Source organism: Streptomyces graminilatus, assembly GCF_001418565.1.
GTDB classification, from domain to species: Bacteria; Actinomycetota; Actinomycetes; order Streptomycetales; family Streptomycetaceae; genus Streptomyces; species Streptomyces graminilatus.
In genome coordinates, this window is sequence record NZ_LIQQ01000659.1 from 1 (window position 1) to 15,145 (window position 15,145).

Below are 15,145 nucleotides of genomic sequence, written 5' to 3' on the forward strand. Positions count from 1 at the left end.
GCGACCGCGCTGGCCCACGCCCACGTCAACGGCCTCCCCGTCGACTGGACGAGCACCTACCCGGCCGGCGCGGCACACCGGGTGGCACTGCCGACGTACGCCTTCGAGCACCGTCACTACTGGCCCCGTCGGCGCCCGGCACAGGACGCCAACACCGTGGCGGATGTGGCCGGTTCCGCGGAGAACGGGTTCTGGGAGGCCGTGGAGCAGGAGGATCTCGCCGCGCTGGCCCGGGTGTTGGAGCTGCCCGGTGAGACCTCGCTTGGCGAGGCGCTGCCCAGGCTCGCCTCCTGGCGGCGCGAGCAGCAGGAAAGGTCCACGGTGGACGGCTGGCGTTACCACGTGGCCTGGCGCCCGGTGCAGTTCGGGGCGGGGGTGGCGCTCACGGGGCGTTGGCTCCTCGCCGTACCGGCCGGGACGGCCGCGGACGAGTGGGCGAACGCCGTGACCCAGGCCCTGACCGGGGCCGGCGCGGAGGCCGTACGGATCGACGTACCGGCCGACGCCACACGGGAGAGCCTCGGCCGAGCCATCGCCGAACTCTCCGAGGATTCGGCGGGTACGGCGGCCGACGTCAACGGGGTGTTGTCCTTCGCCGCGCTGCTGAGCGGCGGGAACGCGGACACCTCCGGCCTGTCCGCCCCGGTCCCGGCCGGTGTGGCCGCGAACGTGGCCCTGGTGCAGGCCCTCGGCGACGCCGACGTACAGGCCCCGTTGTGGTGCGTGACCCGGGGCGCGGTCTCCGTGGGCGGCTCCGACGAGGTGACGGACACGGCCCAGGCGGGCGTGTGGGGCCTCGGCCGTGTGGTGGCCCTGGAGCACCCGGGACGCTGGGGCGGTCTGGTCGACCTGCCCGAAGCAGTCGACGCCGCACTGGCCGTCCGTCTGGTGGGTCTGCTGGCCGGAGCCGCAGGGCAGACCGAGGACCAGGTCGCGATCCGGCCCGCGGGGGTCTTCGCCCGCCGGCTGGTCCAGGCTCCCGCGGTGGAGAGCACGAGGGAACGCTGGCAGCCGTCGTCCGGCACCGTCCTGGTCACCGGTGGCACCGGCGGACTGGGCCGGGAAACCGCGCGTTGGCTGGCCGGGGCAGGCGCCGAGCGGCTGGTGCTGATCAGCCGGCGCGGCCCCGACGCCGACGGAGTGGCCGAACTCCTCAGTGAAATCGAGGAGTTGGGCAGCCGAGCCAGCGTGGTGGCATGCGATGTGGCCGACCGCGACGAACTGGCGCGTCTGATCGCAGAGTTGGCGGACGAGGGCACTCCGGTGCGCGGGGTCGTGCACACCGCGGGCATCAGCCACCTCACCGCCCTGACGGACATCGGCACCGCGGAGTTCGCCGAGGTCTACCGGGCCAAGACAGTGGGTGCGCGCAACCTGCACGAGCTGCTGGGCGACTCGCTGGAGGCCTTCGTGACCTTCTCCACCATCTCCGCGGTCTGGGGCAGCGGCGGACAGAGCGCCTACGCCGCCGCCAACGCTGAGGTGGACGCGCTGATGGAGTACCGCAGGGCCGCTGGGCTCGCCGCGACCTCGGTCGCCTGGGGAGCCTGGGCGGAGGTGGGCATGGCGACCACGGAAGGCGTGGCGGAACAGCTCGGCCTGCGCGGTATCCACGCCATGCCGCCGCACCTCGCCATCGCGGCGATGCGCGACTCGCTGACCGCCGGGGACACCTGCGTCACCGTCTCCGACATGAACTGGACGCGGTTCGCCCCGTCGTTCGCCGTGGCCCGTGCCACCCGACTGCTGGACGAACTGCCCGAAGCCCGCAAGGCGTTGGCGGGCGACGAGCCGACGGCGCCGACCTCCGGGCAGTCGCTGTCGGCCAGGCTGGCGGGGCTGGCCGCGGAGGCCCGCGCCGACGCCCTCCTGGACGCCGTACGCGGCGAGGTCGCCACCGTGCTCGGCCACACCGGGCCGGAGGCGATCGAACCGGACCGGCCGTTCCTGGAGCTGGGCTTCGACTCACTGACCGCGATCCAGCTGCGCAACGCGCTGGGCACGGCCAGCGGACTGAAACTCCCCACCTCGCTGGTGTTCGACCACGCGACCCCCGCCAAGCTCGCCGACTTCCTCGGCGCGGAACTCGCGCTGCTGTCGGCGCCGCAGGAGCCGTCGCCGCAGGCGGCCGAAGAGGCGGCGGCACCGGATCTGCTCGTCTCCATCTTCGCGAGCAGCTACGCACAGGGCCGTTCGGACGAGGCCTTCGACCTGCTGCGGCAGGCGGCCCGGCTGCTCCCGAAGTCCCCGGAGCCGGCCCTGCTCGCCGATCACACCGAACCGGTCCGACTGGCCACGGGCGCGGCGACGGCCCAGCTGTTCTGCCTGCCCTCCCATGTTCCGGTGGCCGGACCGCACCAGTTCGCGCGGTTCGCGGCGTCGTTCCGGGGGGTTCGGGACGTCACCGCTCTGGGGCTGCCCGGCTACCGGGTCGGCCAGATCCTTCCGGAGAACGCCGAGATCCTGCTGGAGGCCCAGGCGGAGCGCATCCGGCGGCAGACGGAGGGTGCCCCCTTCGTGCTGCTCGGCATGTCCTCGGGCGGCTATCTGGCCCACGCCCTGGCCCGGCACATGGAGGACACGGGCGACGCCCCGGCGGCCGTCGTGCTCATCGACCCGTACGCGCCGGACGACGCCGCGCTGCAGAACATCACGGACTCCCTGATGTCCGGCATCTACGAGGAGCGGAACGACGGCTACGTGTCCATGGACGGGCTCCGGCTGAGCGCGTCCTCCTGGTACGGCGACCTGCTGCTCGATCTGGAGCAGCGGGAGGTCGCCGCGCCGACACTCCTGGTCCGCGCCTCCGACCCGCTGCCCGGGATCGCCCCGGACCGGGGCGTCGATTTCTGGCGGACCTCCTGGCAATGGGCGCGGACGGTCGTGGATGTCTCCGGTGACCATTTCACGATGATGGAGGGCCACGCCGATTCCACGGCCCGGGCGGTCACCGACTGGCTCGACGAGCGGCTCGGCGCCGGTTCGGCGGACGGCGAAGACTAGACGTCCTGCTAGGACCGCTGTGTTAGCGAATTCTGTGGGCCGGACGGCCGTACATGATGAATTCTAGGACGTATCTTTCCCTGGGTGGTGTGGTGAATGGACGATGTGTACGAGGCGGTCGTCAATGGCGCCTCTTCCGAAGAACTGGCGCGGCTGAGTCCGCCCAGTGAATATCTCGCCGCTTATCTGCGGGCCGAGGACACCGAAATGTTCGCCGGGGTCCAGGACAAGGACGTCCGGAAATCCCTGCACGTCGGCCGGGTGCCCATGCCCGAACTCGCGCCGGACGAGGTGCTGGTCGCCGTCATGGCGAGTTCGATCAACTACAACACCGTGTGGTCGGCGATGTTCGAGCCGGTTCCCACTTTCGGCTTCCTGCGCCGCTTCGGCCGCCAGGGCGGCTACGCGGCCCGCCACGATCTGCCGTACCACGTCGTCGGTTCCGACGGCGCCGGCGTGGTCGTGCAGGCGGGCAGCGGGGTGCGGCACTGGCGGGCCGGCGACCATGTGGTGGTCAGCCCGGCGTACGTCGACGACCAGGAACCCGCGACCCACGGCGACGGCATGATGGGCAACAACCAGCTCGCCTGGGGCTTCGAGACCAACTTCGGCGGACTGGCGCACTACACCGTGGTACGGGCCAGCCAGCTGCTGCCCAAGCCGGCGCATCTCACCTGGGAGGAGGCCGCGTCCAACACGCTGTGCGCCGGTACGGCGTACCGCATGCTCATCAGCGAGCGCGGCGCCCGGATCAAGGTGGGTGACGTCGTGCTGATCTGGGGGGCGACCGGCGGACTCGGCGGATACGCCGTGCAGCTGGTGCGCAGGGCCGGCGGTATCCCGGTCGGCGTCGTCAGCTCCCCGGAGAAGGCCGAGGTGCTGCGCAGGCTCGGCTGCGAGGTGATCATCGACCGCAACGAGATCGGGATGGGCGGCGGCGAGCCGGCCTCTCCCGAGGAGACGATCGAGATCGGCAAACGGCTCGGCCGCCTCATCCGCAAGGAGGTCGGCGAGGATCCGCATGTCGCGTTCGACTACATCGGCCGCGCCACCTTCGGCGTGTCCGTCTTCGTCGTCCGCCGCGGCGGCACGGTGGTCACCTGCGGTTCCAGCACCGGATATCAGCACCAGTTCGACAACCGGTATCTGTGGATGAACCTCAAGCGGATCGTCGGCAGTCACATCGCCAATCTCCAGGAGAAGGCCGAGTGCAACCGGCTCTTCGAACTCGGATATCTGGCCCCGATGCTCTCGACGACGTATTCCCTGGAAAATGTCGGGGAAGCGGCGCGGCTGGTGCAGCAGAATGAACACATCGGAAAAGTCGGTGTCCTGTGCATGGCTCCGGAGAAGGGGCTCGGTGTCACGGATCCCGCAATGCGGGAGAAAATCGGTGAGGACCGGCTGAAGCTGGTCTGAGGTTCCGGTATTCCGGCTGTTTTTTGGTAGACGACCCGGTTCATTCATGAGAGGCGCTGGCTGTGGTGGCGGAAACATCGATTGGAATACTGGAAACCGGCGGATACGTGCCGGAGACCGCGATCTCCAGCGAGGAGGTGGCGAAGAAGCTGGCCGTCACCGACTCCTGGCTGACGGACGAGTGGATCACCCGCAAGACCCGGATCGTCTCCCGCCGGTACGCGGCGCCGGGCGAGGCCACCTCCGACCTGGCCGCGAGGGCGGCGGAGCAGGCACTTGAGCGGTCCGGGCTCGCCGCCACCGACCTGGACTACCTCATCGTGTCGACGTCGACCGGTGACTCGCCGCAGCCGCCGACCGCGCACCTCGTCCAGAAGGAGATCCAGGCGTACCGCGCGGCCTGTCTCGACATCAACGTGGTGTGCAGTGGCTTCGTGTACGCACTGGCCCTGGCCCAGGGCCTGGTGGCCCAGCGGCCGGGCAGCCACGCCCTGGTCGTCGCCGCCGAGGTCTACTCGCGGTTCGTCGACTTCACCGACCGCCGCACAGCCGCACTCATGGGTGACGGGGCGGGCGCGGCCGTCGTGGGGCAGGTGCCCGAGGGGCGCGGCTTCCTGGGGTTCGAACTCGCCGGACGCGGTGACGCGCACGGGCTGATCCGGGTCGAGGCGGGCGGCAGCCGTATCCCGGCGTCCGCCGAAACCGTCGCGGACGGCGGCCACTTCCTCAGGATGGAGGGCCAGGACGTACGGAACTTCGTGAACGAGAACCTTCCGCCGGCCGTCCGTACACTGACCGACGCCCACGGACTGACCCTGGGGGATGTCCAGCACTTCGTGCCGCACCAGCCCAACGGCGTGATGCTGGACGAACTGGTCGAGCACACCGGCCTGGAGAAGGCCCAGAGCCACCGCACCGTGGAGCAGTACGGCAACATGGGCAGCGCCTCGGTCGCGTACACCCTGCACGACGCCAACCTGCGCGGCCAACTGGGCGAGGGCGACCTGGTCCTGCTGGCCGGCTTCGGCGGCGGCATGTCCCTCGGCGCCGGACTGCTGCGTTGGGGAGGGTCGCGATGACCCCGCACGGCGACGACGACATCAGCAGGGTCGGGGTGGTGGGCGGCGGCACGATGGGTGTCGGCGTCGCCGAGGTGTGTGCGCGGGCGGAGCTCGACGTACGCGTCGCCGTCTCCGGCACCGGCTCCGCCGCCCGGGCCCGGGGCCAGCTGACCGCGTCGCTCGACCGTGCCCTCCGCAAGGAACGGATCACCGAGCGGCAGCGCGAACAGATCCTGGGACGCGTGGAGTTCACCACGGACCGGACGGAACTGGCGGACCGTCAACTGGTCGTCGAGTGCATCGTGGAGGACGAACCGGCGAAGCTGTCCCTGTTCGCCGAACTCGACAAGATCGTCGAGGACCCGGAGGCGATCCTGGCCTCGAACACCTCGTCCCTGCCCATCATGCGACTGGCCCGTGCCACCGACCGGGCCGGTCACGTCATCGGCATGCACTTCTTCAACCCGGCACCCGACCTGCCGCTCGTCGAACTGGTCGGCTCCCTCCTGACGGAGGAGCACATCATGACGCGGGCGCGGGCGTTCACCGCGGACGTCCTGGGCAAGTCGACGATCGTCTCCCCGGACCGCACCGGTTTCGTGGTGAACTCCCTGCTGATCCCCTACCTCGTGAGCGCCATCCGCATGCTCGAATCCGGGTTCGCCTCCGCCGAGGGGATCGACCTCGGCATGGTCGCGGGCTGCGCCCACCCGCTGGGCCCACTTCGGCTGGCCGACCTGATCGGCCTCGACATCGTCGCGTCCGTCGCGGGCGCGCTCTACGAGGAGTACAAGGAACCGCTGTTCGCGCCCCCGCCGCTCCTGAGCAGGATGGTGGAAGGCGGCCTGCTGGGCCGGAAATCGGGGCGGGGCTTCTACACGTATCAGTGACCCGAGGTGAGTCACGGGGTGAGCGCCCCCGGAATGATCCGTTGTTCAGCGGCTACCAGGGCCACCGGGTCCGTACGGGCCGGGCGAGGAGAACTCCGACAGCTCGCCCCGCGTACAGGCCGCCTCGTCCGCCGCCCGTGCAGCCCCTCAGGTTCAGGCCGGAGGGGCTGCACGCGATGGTGAGTGCCGGACACAGGTAGGGAGTGGGCGGTGCACACTCAGGGCGGCCGGCCGGCGTACGACACCGACGGGACGGCCGGCCATGGCGGGGCGGCCGGCACCGTCCGGGGTGGTGGTCGCCAGGACGACCAGGTCCACCACCGGAACACCCGCGGCGGCGAGCGCGGCGGCCCCGGCCTCGACGGCGAGGTCCCCCGTACTGGTTCCGGGACCGGCGCGACGGCGGCGGGCGATCCCCGTACGCGAGCGGATCCAACGGTCGGAGGTGTTGAGGCCGTCCCGGACCAGATCGTCGTTGCTGACGACCTGCTCCGGAAGACAGGCCCCGACACCCGCGACGACGGCGACACAAGGCTGTGGCACGAGGCCACCTCATTCCCGGGTGTTTCTGGTTGCCGGTTCAACCGGCCTGCTCTCGATCACCAGAAAACCGTCCAGGCCACCTCGTCCGGAAGTGCGCCCGGACATGGATGTGTTGAACCTGTTGATCCGGTTTCTTCCGTGCTCCCGAGCCCGTCGGCCACCGCTTTTGTCGGGCGGGCGCCCGGTTGTCCTGCGCCGGGGGACCGGCGGCGGGCTGATGCCGCCGAATGGCGGAGCGGTCGATGCCACTCGTAGGGCCGATATCACTCGTACGGCTGATGTGGCGGGGGGCCCGGACCGACACGGCCGGTGACATTCAGGGCGGAACCGGCGACGGCGGCGGGGTGCCCAGGGTGGTTTCCGCGGGCTGACGGTCACGGGCTAAAACGGACGACGTGCGGACAACCGTACGGACGGCGAGGGCCGGGGAGCAGGTGAATCCCTGACCCTCGCCGTCTGTTCGTGACCGGTTCCGACCAGCTCTGATCGGTTTGGTGGGCCGGGGGAACGTGCATCCGAAAGGCTTATCGGTCTGCCGTGGCAGGTGCCATACCAGACCGGCGACCCGTTCGGGGGAGTTTGTCAACTGCCCACCGCGCATGATGCGTTGCCGACTACTGTGAGTGGCCGCCGGGCAACACAGGGCCGTTTTCCGACTCTCGACCGGCACCGTGATGGCGCACGCCCGAGTCGCGCAGACGCGCGGTCCCGCAGGTCCCGACGCACCAGTACGAGGACGAAGATGTCTCACCTCCGAGCACCGGCCCCCCGCGCAGACCGCCGTGAGGGCGGGCGGCACGGTCGGCCGGTCGCCCGTACCGTCCCCTCACTGCCCGAGACCCAGATACGGCCCCAGCTCATGCGGCTCGCCGTGCTGCCACCGCTCGCGGTCGGCCTCAGCGCCTGCGCGGCCGTCCTGTTCATCGTCCGCACCACCGGCGTACGGCCCACCCTCACCCTGCTCGCCGTGCTCACCGGAGCCGTCGGCGTGGCCCTCGTGGGCGTCGTCATCGCCCTGGTGGCCGCCGACCGCACCGCCAGATCCGTGCACGAACGCCTGGGCGCCCTGCGCCGCGTCAGCGCCCGGGGCGAGGTGGAACTGCGCGCCCTCGTCGAGGGGCTGCGGCGCGGCGACCCGCCGCCCGCCCGCAGGACGCGGGGCGTACCCGCCACCGACGCCGACGACTTCGAACTCCTCGGCGCCGACCTCACCCGCGCCCACGACAGCGCCGTGGCCGCCGTCGTCCAGGCCTCGCAGCTCTCCAGCCAGGCGGGCAGCGAACAGAAGGTCGAGGTCTTCGTCAACCTCGCCCGCCGCCTCCAGTCCCTCGTGCACCGCGAGATCTCCATCCTCGACGAGCTGGAACACGAGATCGAGGACCCGGACATCCTCAAGGGCCTCTTCCACGTCGACCACCTCGCCACCCGCATCCGCCGGCACGCCGAGAACCTCGCCGTCCTCGGCGGCGCCGTCTCCCGCCGCCAGTGGAGCAACCCCGTCTCCATGACGGAGGTGCTCCGCTCGGCCATCGCGGAGGTCGAGCAGTACTCGCGGGTCAAGCTCGTGCCCCCGATCGACGGCACCCTGCGCGGACACGCCGTAGCCGACGTCATCCACCTGCTCGCCGAACTCGTCGAGAACGCCACCGTGTTCTCCGCCCCCCACACCCAGGTGCTGCTGCGCGCCAACCTCGTGACCTCGGGGCTCGCCATCGAGGTCGAGGACCGCGGCCTCGGCATGCCCGTGGAGGAGCAGCACAAGATGAACACGCTGCTCACCGACCCCGACCAGGTCAACGTCGCCAGCCTGCTCCAGGACGGCCGCATCGGCCTCTTCGTGGTCTCCCAGCTCGCCCGCAGGCACGGCATCCACGTCCGCCTCCAGACCAACATCTACGGCGGTGTGCAGGCCGTACTCGTCGTACCGCAGGGGCTGCTGGGCAACGACACGGACACCGGCGCGGGCGTACCCCGGTCCATGCCCCAGGCGACGGCTCAGCCCCAGGCCCCCGCCCGGACCCAGGAGACCGGCGGCATGCGGCGGGTCGCCGAGCCGCCCCGGCAGCGCCCGTCGGCCGCCGGTCACGAGGGACGGCACCAGGCGCCTGCGACACCCGGCCCCGGCACCCAGCCCGGCGGCTCGACACACCGACGGCCGGAGGCACCCAGGCCCGCGGCGCCGAACGGCCGGCCCCCGGCACCGCTGCCCGTACGCGGGGCCCGCGTGGAGCGGCCCAACCCCGCGGAGGCCATGCCCGGGGTACGGCCCGGCGACCGGAAGACCGTCGCCGAGAACACGGCGGCGGCGCCCACCCCCCGAGGCAGCGCGGTGCGCGGCACCATGGGCAAGCCCCAACTGCCCCGCCGCCGTGCCCAGGAGCACATCGCGCCCCAGTTGCGCGGCGGTCCGGCGGCCCCCCGCCCGGAGACCGAGCACGTCGGGCACGACCCGGGCCTCATGGCCGCCTTCCAGCGCGGCATCGGGCTCGCGGAGGCACGCCAACTGGAGGCGGACTACACCGACCCGGCCGTGGCTGCGATGGAGAGGGCGTACGAGGCGGAGTACGGGGAGTCCGCGCACACTCGGCCGCCGGCCGGGCGACCGGCGTCCCCGGAACCCTCGTACAGCGAACCGGCGTACGGCGAACCGATGTACGGGGAGTCGGCCTACCCGGCCCTGGCGGAGGTGCCGCACCCGGCGCCGGAGCCCGTCCAGTTGCCGGGCATCCCCTCCACGGGTGTCCCGCCGACGGGCGGAGGCGTGGGCCGAGCCGACGCCGCGGTGCCTTCCAGGGACCCCAGGGACCCCAGGGACCCCAGGGACGTCGGCGATTCGGACCCCAGGGCCCCCATGGACGTACCGCCCATGGACCCGCCTCCGATATCCGAGGCGCACCGGCTGCGCGCCCCCGGACACGATCTGGACCTCACCGCCCGGCACGACGGGAGCGCACCGGCCGGATGACCACCCTCCGCACCACCACCAGCCACGGCACCACCAGCCACGGCACCACCAGTCACCGCACCGACCCTGCCCCCACCCTCAGCGCTCCCGCAGACCTTCGTACCTCAAGGAGTCGATCCACCATGGCGAGCGACCTGCCGACCGGCCATGTATCCGATCTCGACTGGCTGATGAGCGGCCTCGTCCAGCGCGTACCGCACACCACGAGCGCGGTACTCCTGTCCTGCGACGGACTGGTCAAGTCCGTGCACGGACTCGACCCGGACAGCGCCGACCACATGGCCGCCCTGGCCTCCGGCCTCTACTCGCTCGGACGCAGCGCGGGCGTGCGGTTCGGGGACGGCGGTGAGGTACGGCAGGTGGTCGTCGAACTCGATTCGACCCTGCTGTTCGTCACCACCGCCGGCTCCGGCACCTGCCTCGCCGTGCTGGCCGGCCGCGAGGCCGACGCCGCGGTCCTCGGCTACGAGATGGCGATGCTGGTCAAGAGCGTCCGCCCGTACCTGATGACCGCGCCCCGGCAGTCCGCCGTCGAACCTACGGCGATGAGGCCTTGAGCGTGACGGCGGCCGGCGACGGGCCCTGGCTCGACGACGCGGCCGGACGGCTGGTGCGCCCCTACACCGTCAGCAACGGCCGGACCCGGCCGACCACCGCCCTCGACCTCATGTCGCAGGTGATGGCCACCGGAGCCACCCCCCTCGGCTACCTCGGCCCTGAGCACGCTCACGCGCTCGACCTGTGCCGGGTGCCCGTCTCGGTCGCCGAGGTGTCCGCCCAGCTCAAGCTGCCCGCGGTGGTCACCAAGGTGCTGCTGTCCGACCTCGTCGACTGCGGGGCGCTGACGACGAAACCGCCCGAGTTCTACCACAAACCCACTGACCGGTCCCTTCTGGAGGCAGTGCTAGATGGACTACGACGACAGCTCTGATCCCTTCCCCACCGCGTTGAAGATCCTGGTGGCGGGAGGGTTCGGAGTCGGCAAGACGACCCTCGTCGGCGCGGTGAGCGAGATCGCGCCGCTCAGCACGGAGGAACTGCTCACCACGGTGAGCGCCTCGACCGACAGTCTCGAAGGCATCGAGAACAAGGTCGAGACCACCGTGGCGATGGACTTCGGCCGCATCACCCTGGACCCCGAACACGTCCTCTATCTGTTCGGCACGCCCGGACAGGAGAGGTTCTGGTTCATGTGGGACGAGCTCTCCGAGGGGGCGCTCGGCGCGGTGATCCTCGCCGACACCCGGCGCCTGGAGGACTGTTTCGCGGCCGTCGACTTCTTCGAGCAGCGCGGCCTCGGCTTCATCGTCGCGATCAACGAGTTCGACGGCTCGTACCGCTACGACCCCGAGGAGGTGCGCGCCGCGATCGACCTGGACCCCGAGATCCCGATCGTGCGCTGCGACGCCCGGATCTCCAGTTCGGGGGTGCAGACCCTGCTCGTCCTCGTACGGCATCTGCTCGCGCACGCGCCGGCGCCCGCCCCCAGCGCCCACAGCGAGGGAGCCCGCCCATGAGCTACGGCCCGCCCCGCCCGGCCGGTCGTCTGCTGCTGACCCCCGCGGACGACGAGGCCCCGGCCCGCACCCGGCGACTGCGCGGGCTGGGCTTCGGGGAACGGCCCGAGCCCGCCCTCGACGCCTTCGCGGACCGGCTCGCCGAGCTGGTCCGCGCGCCGTACGCGATGGTCAACTTCGTCGGCGAGGAGCGGCAGTTCTTCGCCGGGCTCCATGTTCCCGGTCTCGGTCCCGGGGGCGGTGGCGGTGGTGGTGGCGACTCCGGTGAGGTGAAGCCTCGGGTGGGCCGTCAGTTGCCGCGCGACCACGGGTTCTGCCCGCATGTGGTGGTCCGGCGCAAGGCGCTCGTCCTGGAGGACGTCCGGGACTATCCGCGGTTCGCGGGCAATCCGGTCGTCGACGAGTTCGGCATCCACTCCTATCTGGGCGCGCCGCTCCTGGACAACGCGGGCATGGCGCTGGGCACGGTGTGTGTCGCCGACTTCGAGCCGCGCCCGTGGGGGAGGGCGGGGCTGGAGACCATCAAGGCGATGGCGGCGGAACTGGCCGGGCGGCTCGCGCCGGGGGAGGCCCCCGGCTGACGGGCGGCGCCGCGACCAGGGACGGTGTGAAGGAAAGCTGCGGCGGCGCTTAAGAAAACCTCGATGGACCAGCGACCCGGCGTACGGCAGATTTCCTCTCGCGGCCCCCGTTTCCCGGCCTCACCCCTCTCCCCGCCACGGGCGCCTTCGGTGTGCGCTGCCCCGGGGGCTACCCGAAGGAGCCGTTGCGTTGAAGGCGCTGGTCAAGGACAAGGCGGAGCCCGGGCTGTGGCTGGCGGACGTACCGGAACCGGCGGTCGGCCCCGGTGACGTACTGATCAAGGTGCTCAGGACCGGGATCTGCGGCACGGACCTGCACATCCGGGCCTGGGACGGCTGGGCGCGGCAGGCGATCCGTACGCCGCTCGTCGTCGGGCACGAGTTCGTCGGCGAGGTCGTCGAGGTCGGGCGCGATGTCACCGAGATCGGTGTCGGCGAGCGGGTCAGCGGCGAGGGACACCTGGTGTGCGGCCGGTGCCGCAACTGTCTCGCCGGGCGCCGTCACCTGTGCCGGGCCACGGTGGGGCTCGGCGTCGGCCGGGACGGTGCCTTCGCCGAGTACGTGGCGCTGCCCGCCGCCAACGTGTGGGTGCACCGCGTGCCCGTCGACCTCGACGTGGCGGCCATCTTCGACCCGTTCGGCAACGCCGTGCACACCGCGCTCTCGTTCCCGCTGGTCGGGGAGGATGTGCTGATCACCGGGGCCGGCCCGATCGGCCTGATGGCGGCGGCGGTCGCCCGGCACGCGGGAGCGCGGAACGTCGTCGTCACCGACGTCAGCGAGGAACGGCTCGAACTGGCCCGCAAGATCGGCGCGAGCCTGGCGCTGAACGTCTCCGGGGCGACCATCGCGGACGGCCAGCGCACCCTCGGTCTGCGCGAGGGCTTCGACATCGGCCTGGAGATGTCCGGCCGCCCCGAGGCACTGCGCGAGATGATCGCCAACATGACCCACGGCGGACGCATCGCCATGCTCGGCCTGCCGTCCGAGGAGTTCCCGGTCGACTGGACCCGGATCGTCACCTCGATGATCACCATCAAGGGGATCTACGGCCGGGAGATGTTCGAGACCTGGTACGCGATGTCGGTACTCCTGGAGGGCGGCCTCGACCTCGCGCCGGTCATCACCGGCCGCTACGACCACCGTGACCACGAGGCCGCGTTCGCGGACGCGGCGAGCGGCCGGGGCGGCAAGGTCATCCTGGACTGGAACACGTAACTCCGCCGTATCTTCAGGCGTATACCAGGGCATGTCGCCAGCCGCTTCGCCAGCCGCTTCGCCAGTCGCATCGCCAGCCATTCCTTCAGGCACACCTTCAGGAGCTTCCTCATGTTCGACTCCGTGCGCGACGATCTGCGCGCCACCCTCGACGAGATCCGCGCCGCCGGTCTGCACAAGCCCGAGCGCGTCATCGGCGGCCCGCAGTCGGCGACCGTGGCCGTCACCTCGGGGGGACGCCCCGGCGACGTCCTCAACTTCTGCGCCAACAACTACCTCGGCCTCGCCGACCACCCCGAGGTCGTCGCCGCCGCCCACGAGGCGCTCGACCGCTGGGGCTACGGCATGGCCTCCGTGCGGTTCATCTGCGGTACGCAGGAGGTGCACAAGGAGCTGGAGGCCCGGCTGTCGGCGTTCCTCGGGCAGGAGGACACGATCCTCTACTCCTCCTGCTTCGACGCCAACGGCGGTGTCTTCGAGACCCTCCTCGGCGCCGAGGACGCGGTGATCTCCGACGCCCTCAACCACGCCTCGATCATCGACGGCATCCGCCTGTCCAAGGCGCGCCGCTTCCGCTACGCCAACCGCGATCTCGCCGATCTGGAACGGCAGTTGAAGGACGCGTCCGACGCGCGGCGCCGTCTGGTCGTCACCGACGGCGTGTTCTCCATGGACGGGTACGTGGCCCCGCTGCGCGAGATCTGCGACCTCGCCGACCGGTACGACGCCATGGTCATGGTCGACGACTCGCACGCCGTCGGGTTCGTCGGCCCGGGCGGCCGGGGCACCCCTGAGCTGCACGGCGTCATGGACCGCGTGGACATCGTCACCGGCACGCTCGGCAAGGCGCTGGGCGGCGCGTCCGGGGGCTACGTGGCCGCGCGCGCCGAGATCGTCGCGCTGCTGCGCCAGCGCTCACGCCCGTACCTGTTCTCGAACACGCTTGCCCCGGTGATCGCCGCCGCCTCGTTGAAGGTGCTCGACCTGCTGGAGTCGGCGGACGACCTGCGGACCCGGCTCGCCGAGAACACCGCCCTGTTCCGCCGCCGGATGACCGAGGAGGGCTTCGGCATCCTCCCCGGCGACCACGCCATCGCCCCCGTGATGATCGGCGACGCCACGAAGGCCGGCCGCCTGGCGGAGCTGCTGCTGGAGCGGGGCGTGTACGTGATCGGCTTCTCGTACCCGGTCGTGCCGCAGGGGCAGGCCCGGATCCGGGTCCAGTTGTCGGCGGCGCACTCCACCGAGGACGTGAACCGCGCGGTCGACGCCTTTGTCGCGGCCAGGGCGGAGCTGGAGGGCTGACCGGGCCGGTCGGGGGGTAGCGTCCCAGGACTCGTCGGGTCCTGGGCGCGGGTGCTGGATAATCGCTCGCATGATCGAAGCGCGGCGGCTCCACATCCTGCGTGCGGTGGCGGACCACCGTACGGTGACGGCGGCTGCCGCCGCGCTGTACCTCACGCCCTCCGCCGTCTCCCAGCAGCTCACGGCCCTGGAGCAGGAGACCGGCCACCGGCTCGTCGAGCGCGGCGCCAAGGGCGTACGGCTGACCCCGGCCGGCGAGATCCTGCTCGCCCACACCAACGTGGTCCTCGCCCAGTTGGAGCGCGCGGAGGCCGAGCTGGCCGCGTACGACTCGGGCGCCGCGGGCACGGTCACCGTCGCCGCCTTCGCAACCGGCATCGCCCTGGTCGTCGCCCCCGCCCTGGCCCGCCTCGCCGAGACCGCCCCCGGCATCCGGATCCGCGTCCAGGACGCCGAGGGCGACGCCAGCCTGCCGATGGTGCTGGACCGGCAGGTCGACGTCGCGGTGGCCGTCGAGTACCGGGGAGCGCCGCCCGCCGACGACCCCCGCCTCACCCACGTCCCCCTCTACGCCGAGCCCTTCGACGCGGTCGTCCCGGTCACCCACCGCCTCGCCGACGCCCGCGAGGTACCGCTCGCGGA

The 15,145-nt window shown here is 71.5% G+C and carries 12 protein-coding genes and 1 pseudogene; 12 read left to right on the forward strand and 1 reads right to left on the reverse strand.

The window, feature by feature from the left end; genetic code table 11:
- The 4 genes from AOK08_RS39275 to AOK08_RS39290 all read left to right on the forward strand — a co-directional run.
- Positions 1 to 3,003, forward strand: a 3,003-nt coding sequence (locus AOK08_RS39275) for an SDR family NAD(P)-dependent oxidoreductase (RefSeq protein ID WP_157876995.1), incomplete at its 5' end; no start/stop codon positions are given.
- A gap of 96 nt (positions 3,004 to 3,099) precedes the next feature.
- Positions 3,100 to 4,422, forward strand: a complete 1,323-nt coding sequence (gene ccrA, locus AOK08_RS39280; protein ID WP_055535004.1) for a crotonyl-CoA carboxylase/reductase — start codon at positions 3,100 to 3,102, stop codon at positions 4,420 to 4,422.
- 107 nt (positions 4,423 to 4,529) lie between these two features.
- Positions 4,530 to 5,501 (forward strand): 3-oxoacyl-ACP synthase III family protein, encoded by a 972-nt coding sequence (locus tag AOK08_RS39285; protein WP_241827294.1) that lies wholly within the window; start codon positions 4,530 to 4,532, stop codon positions 5,499 to 5,501.
- On the forward strand, positions 5,498 to 6,373 hold the full coding sequence (locus AOK08_RS39290; RefSeq protein ID WP_055535006.1) for a 3-hydroxybutyryl-CoA dehydrogenase: 876 nt from the start codon (positions 5,498 to 5,500) through the stop codon (positions 6,371 to 6,373). Before AOK08_RS39285 ends, AOK08_RS39290 begins: the two co-directional genes overlap by 4 nt.
- Before the next feature lie 252 nt (positions 6,374 to 6,625).
- On the opposite strand, the pseudogene AOK08_RS39295 reads toward AOK08_RS39290, so the two are convergent.
- Positions 6,626 to 6,916 (reverse strand): annotated as a pseudogene (locus AOK08_RS39295) (3-oxoacyl-ACP synthase); the annotation flags it as partial.
- A gap of 742 nt (positions 6,917 to 7,658) precedes the next feature.
- On the opposite strand from AOK08_RS39295, the gene AOK08_RS39300 reads away from it, so the two are divergent.
- From AOK08_RS39300 to AOK08_RS39335, 8 genes are all read left to right on the forward strand, one after another.
- Positions 7,659 to 9,881: a sensor histidine kinase gene (locus tag AOK08_RS39300; RefSeq protein ID WP_055535009.1), complete on the forward strand. Its 2,223-nt coding sequence runs from the start codon at positions 7,659 to 7,661 to the stop codon at positions 9,879 to 9,881.
- Between the two features lie 122 nt (positions 9,882 to 10,003).
- Positions 10,004 to 10,438, forward strand: coding sequence for a roadblock/LC7 domain-containing protein (locus AOK08_RS39305; RefSeq protein ID WP_055535011.1), 435 nt, complete (start codon positions 10,004 to 10,006; stop codon positions 10,436 to 10,438).
- Positions 10,439 to 10,440: 2 nt separating this feature from the next.
- The gene (locus AOK08_RS39310) at positions 10,441 to 10,812 is read left to right on the forward strand and encodes a DUF742 domain-containing protein (protein WP_055535013.1); all 372 of its coding nucleotides are present in this window, start codon (positions 10,441 to 10,443) and stop codon (positions 10,810 to 10,812) included.
- A complete protein-coding gene (locus AOK08_RS39315) occupies positions 10,790 to 11,398 on the forward strand; it encodes a GTP-binding protein (protein ID WP_055535015.1) in 609 nt (202 codons plus the stop codon). The genes AOK08_RS39310 and AOK08_RS39315 overlap by 23 nt, the downstream gene beginning before the upstream one ends.
- On the forward strand, positions 11,395 to 11,979 hold the full coding sequence (locus AOK08_RS39320) for a GAF domain-containing protein (protein ID WP_055535017.1): 585 nt from the start codon (positions 11,395 to 11,397) through the stop codon (positions 11,977 to 11,979). Before AOK08_RS39315 ends, AOK08_RS39320 begins: the two co-directional genes overlap by 4 nt.
- A gap of 190 nt (positions 11,980 to 12,169) precedes the next feature.
- The gene (gene tdh, locus AOK08_RS39325; RefSeq protein ID WP_055535019.1) at positions 12,170 to 13,198 is read left to right on the forward strand and encodes an L-threonine 3-dehydrogenase; all 1,029 of its coding nucleotides are present in this window, start codon (positions 12,170 to 12,172) and stop codon (positions 13,196 to 13,198) included.
- 111 nt (positions 13,199 to 13,309) lie between these two features.
- Entirely contained in the window at positions 13,310 to 14,503 is a 1,194-nt protein-coding gene (locus AOK08_RS39330) for a glycine C-acetyltransferase (protein WP_055535021.1), read from the forward strand.
- A 70-nt stretch (positions 14,504 to 14,573) separates the two neighbouring features.
- The coding region (locus AOK08_RS39335) for a LysR family transcriptional regulator (protein WP_157876996.1) at positions 14,574 to 15,145 on the forward strand (572 nt) is incomplete at its 3' end.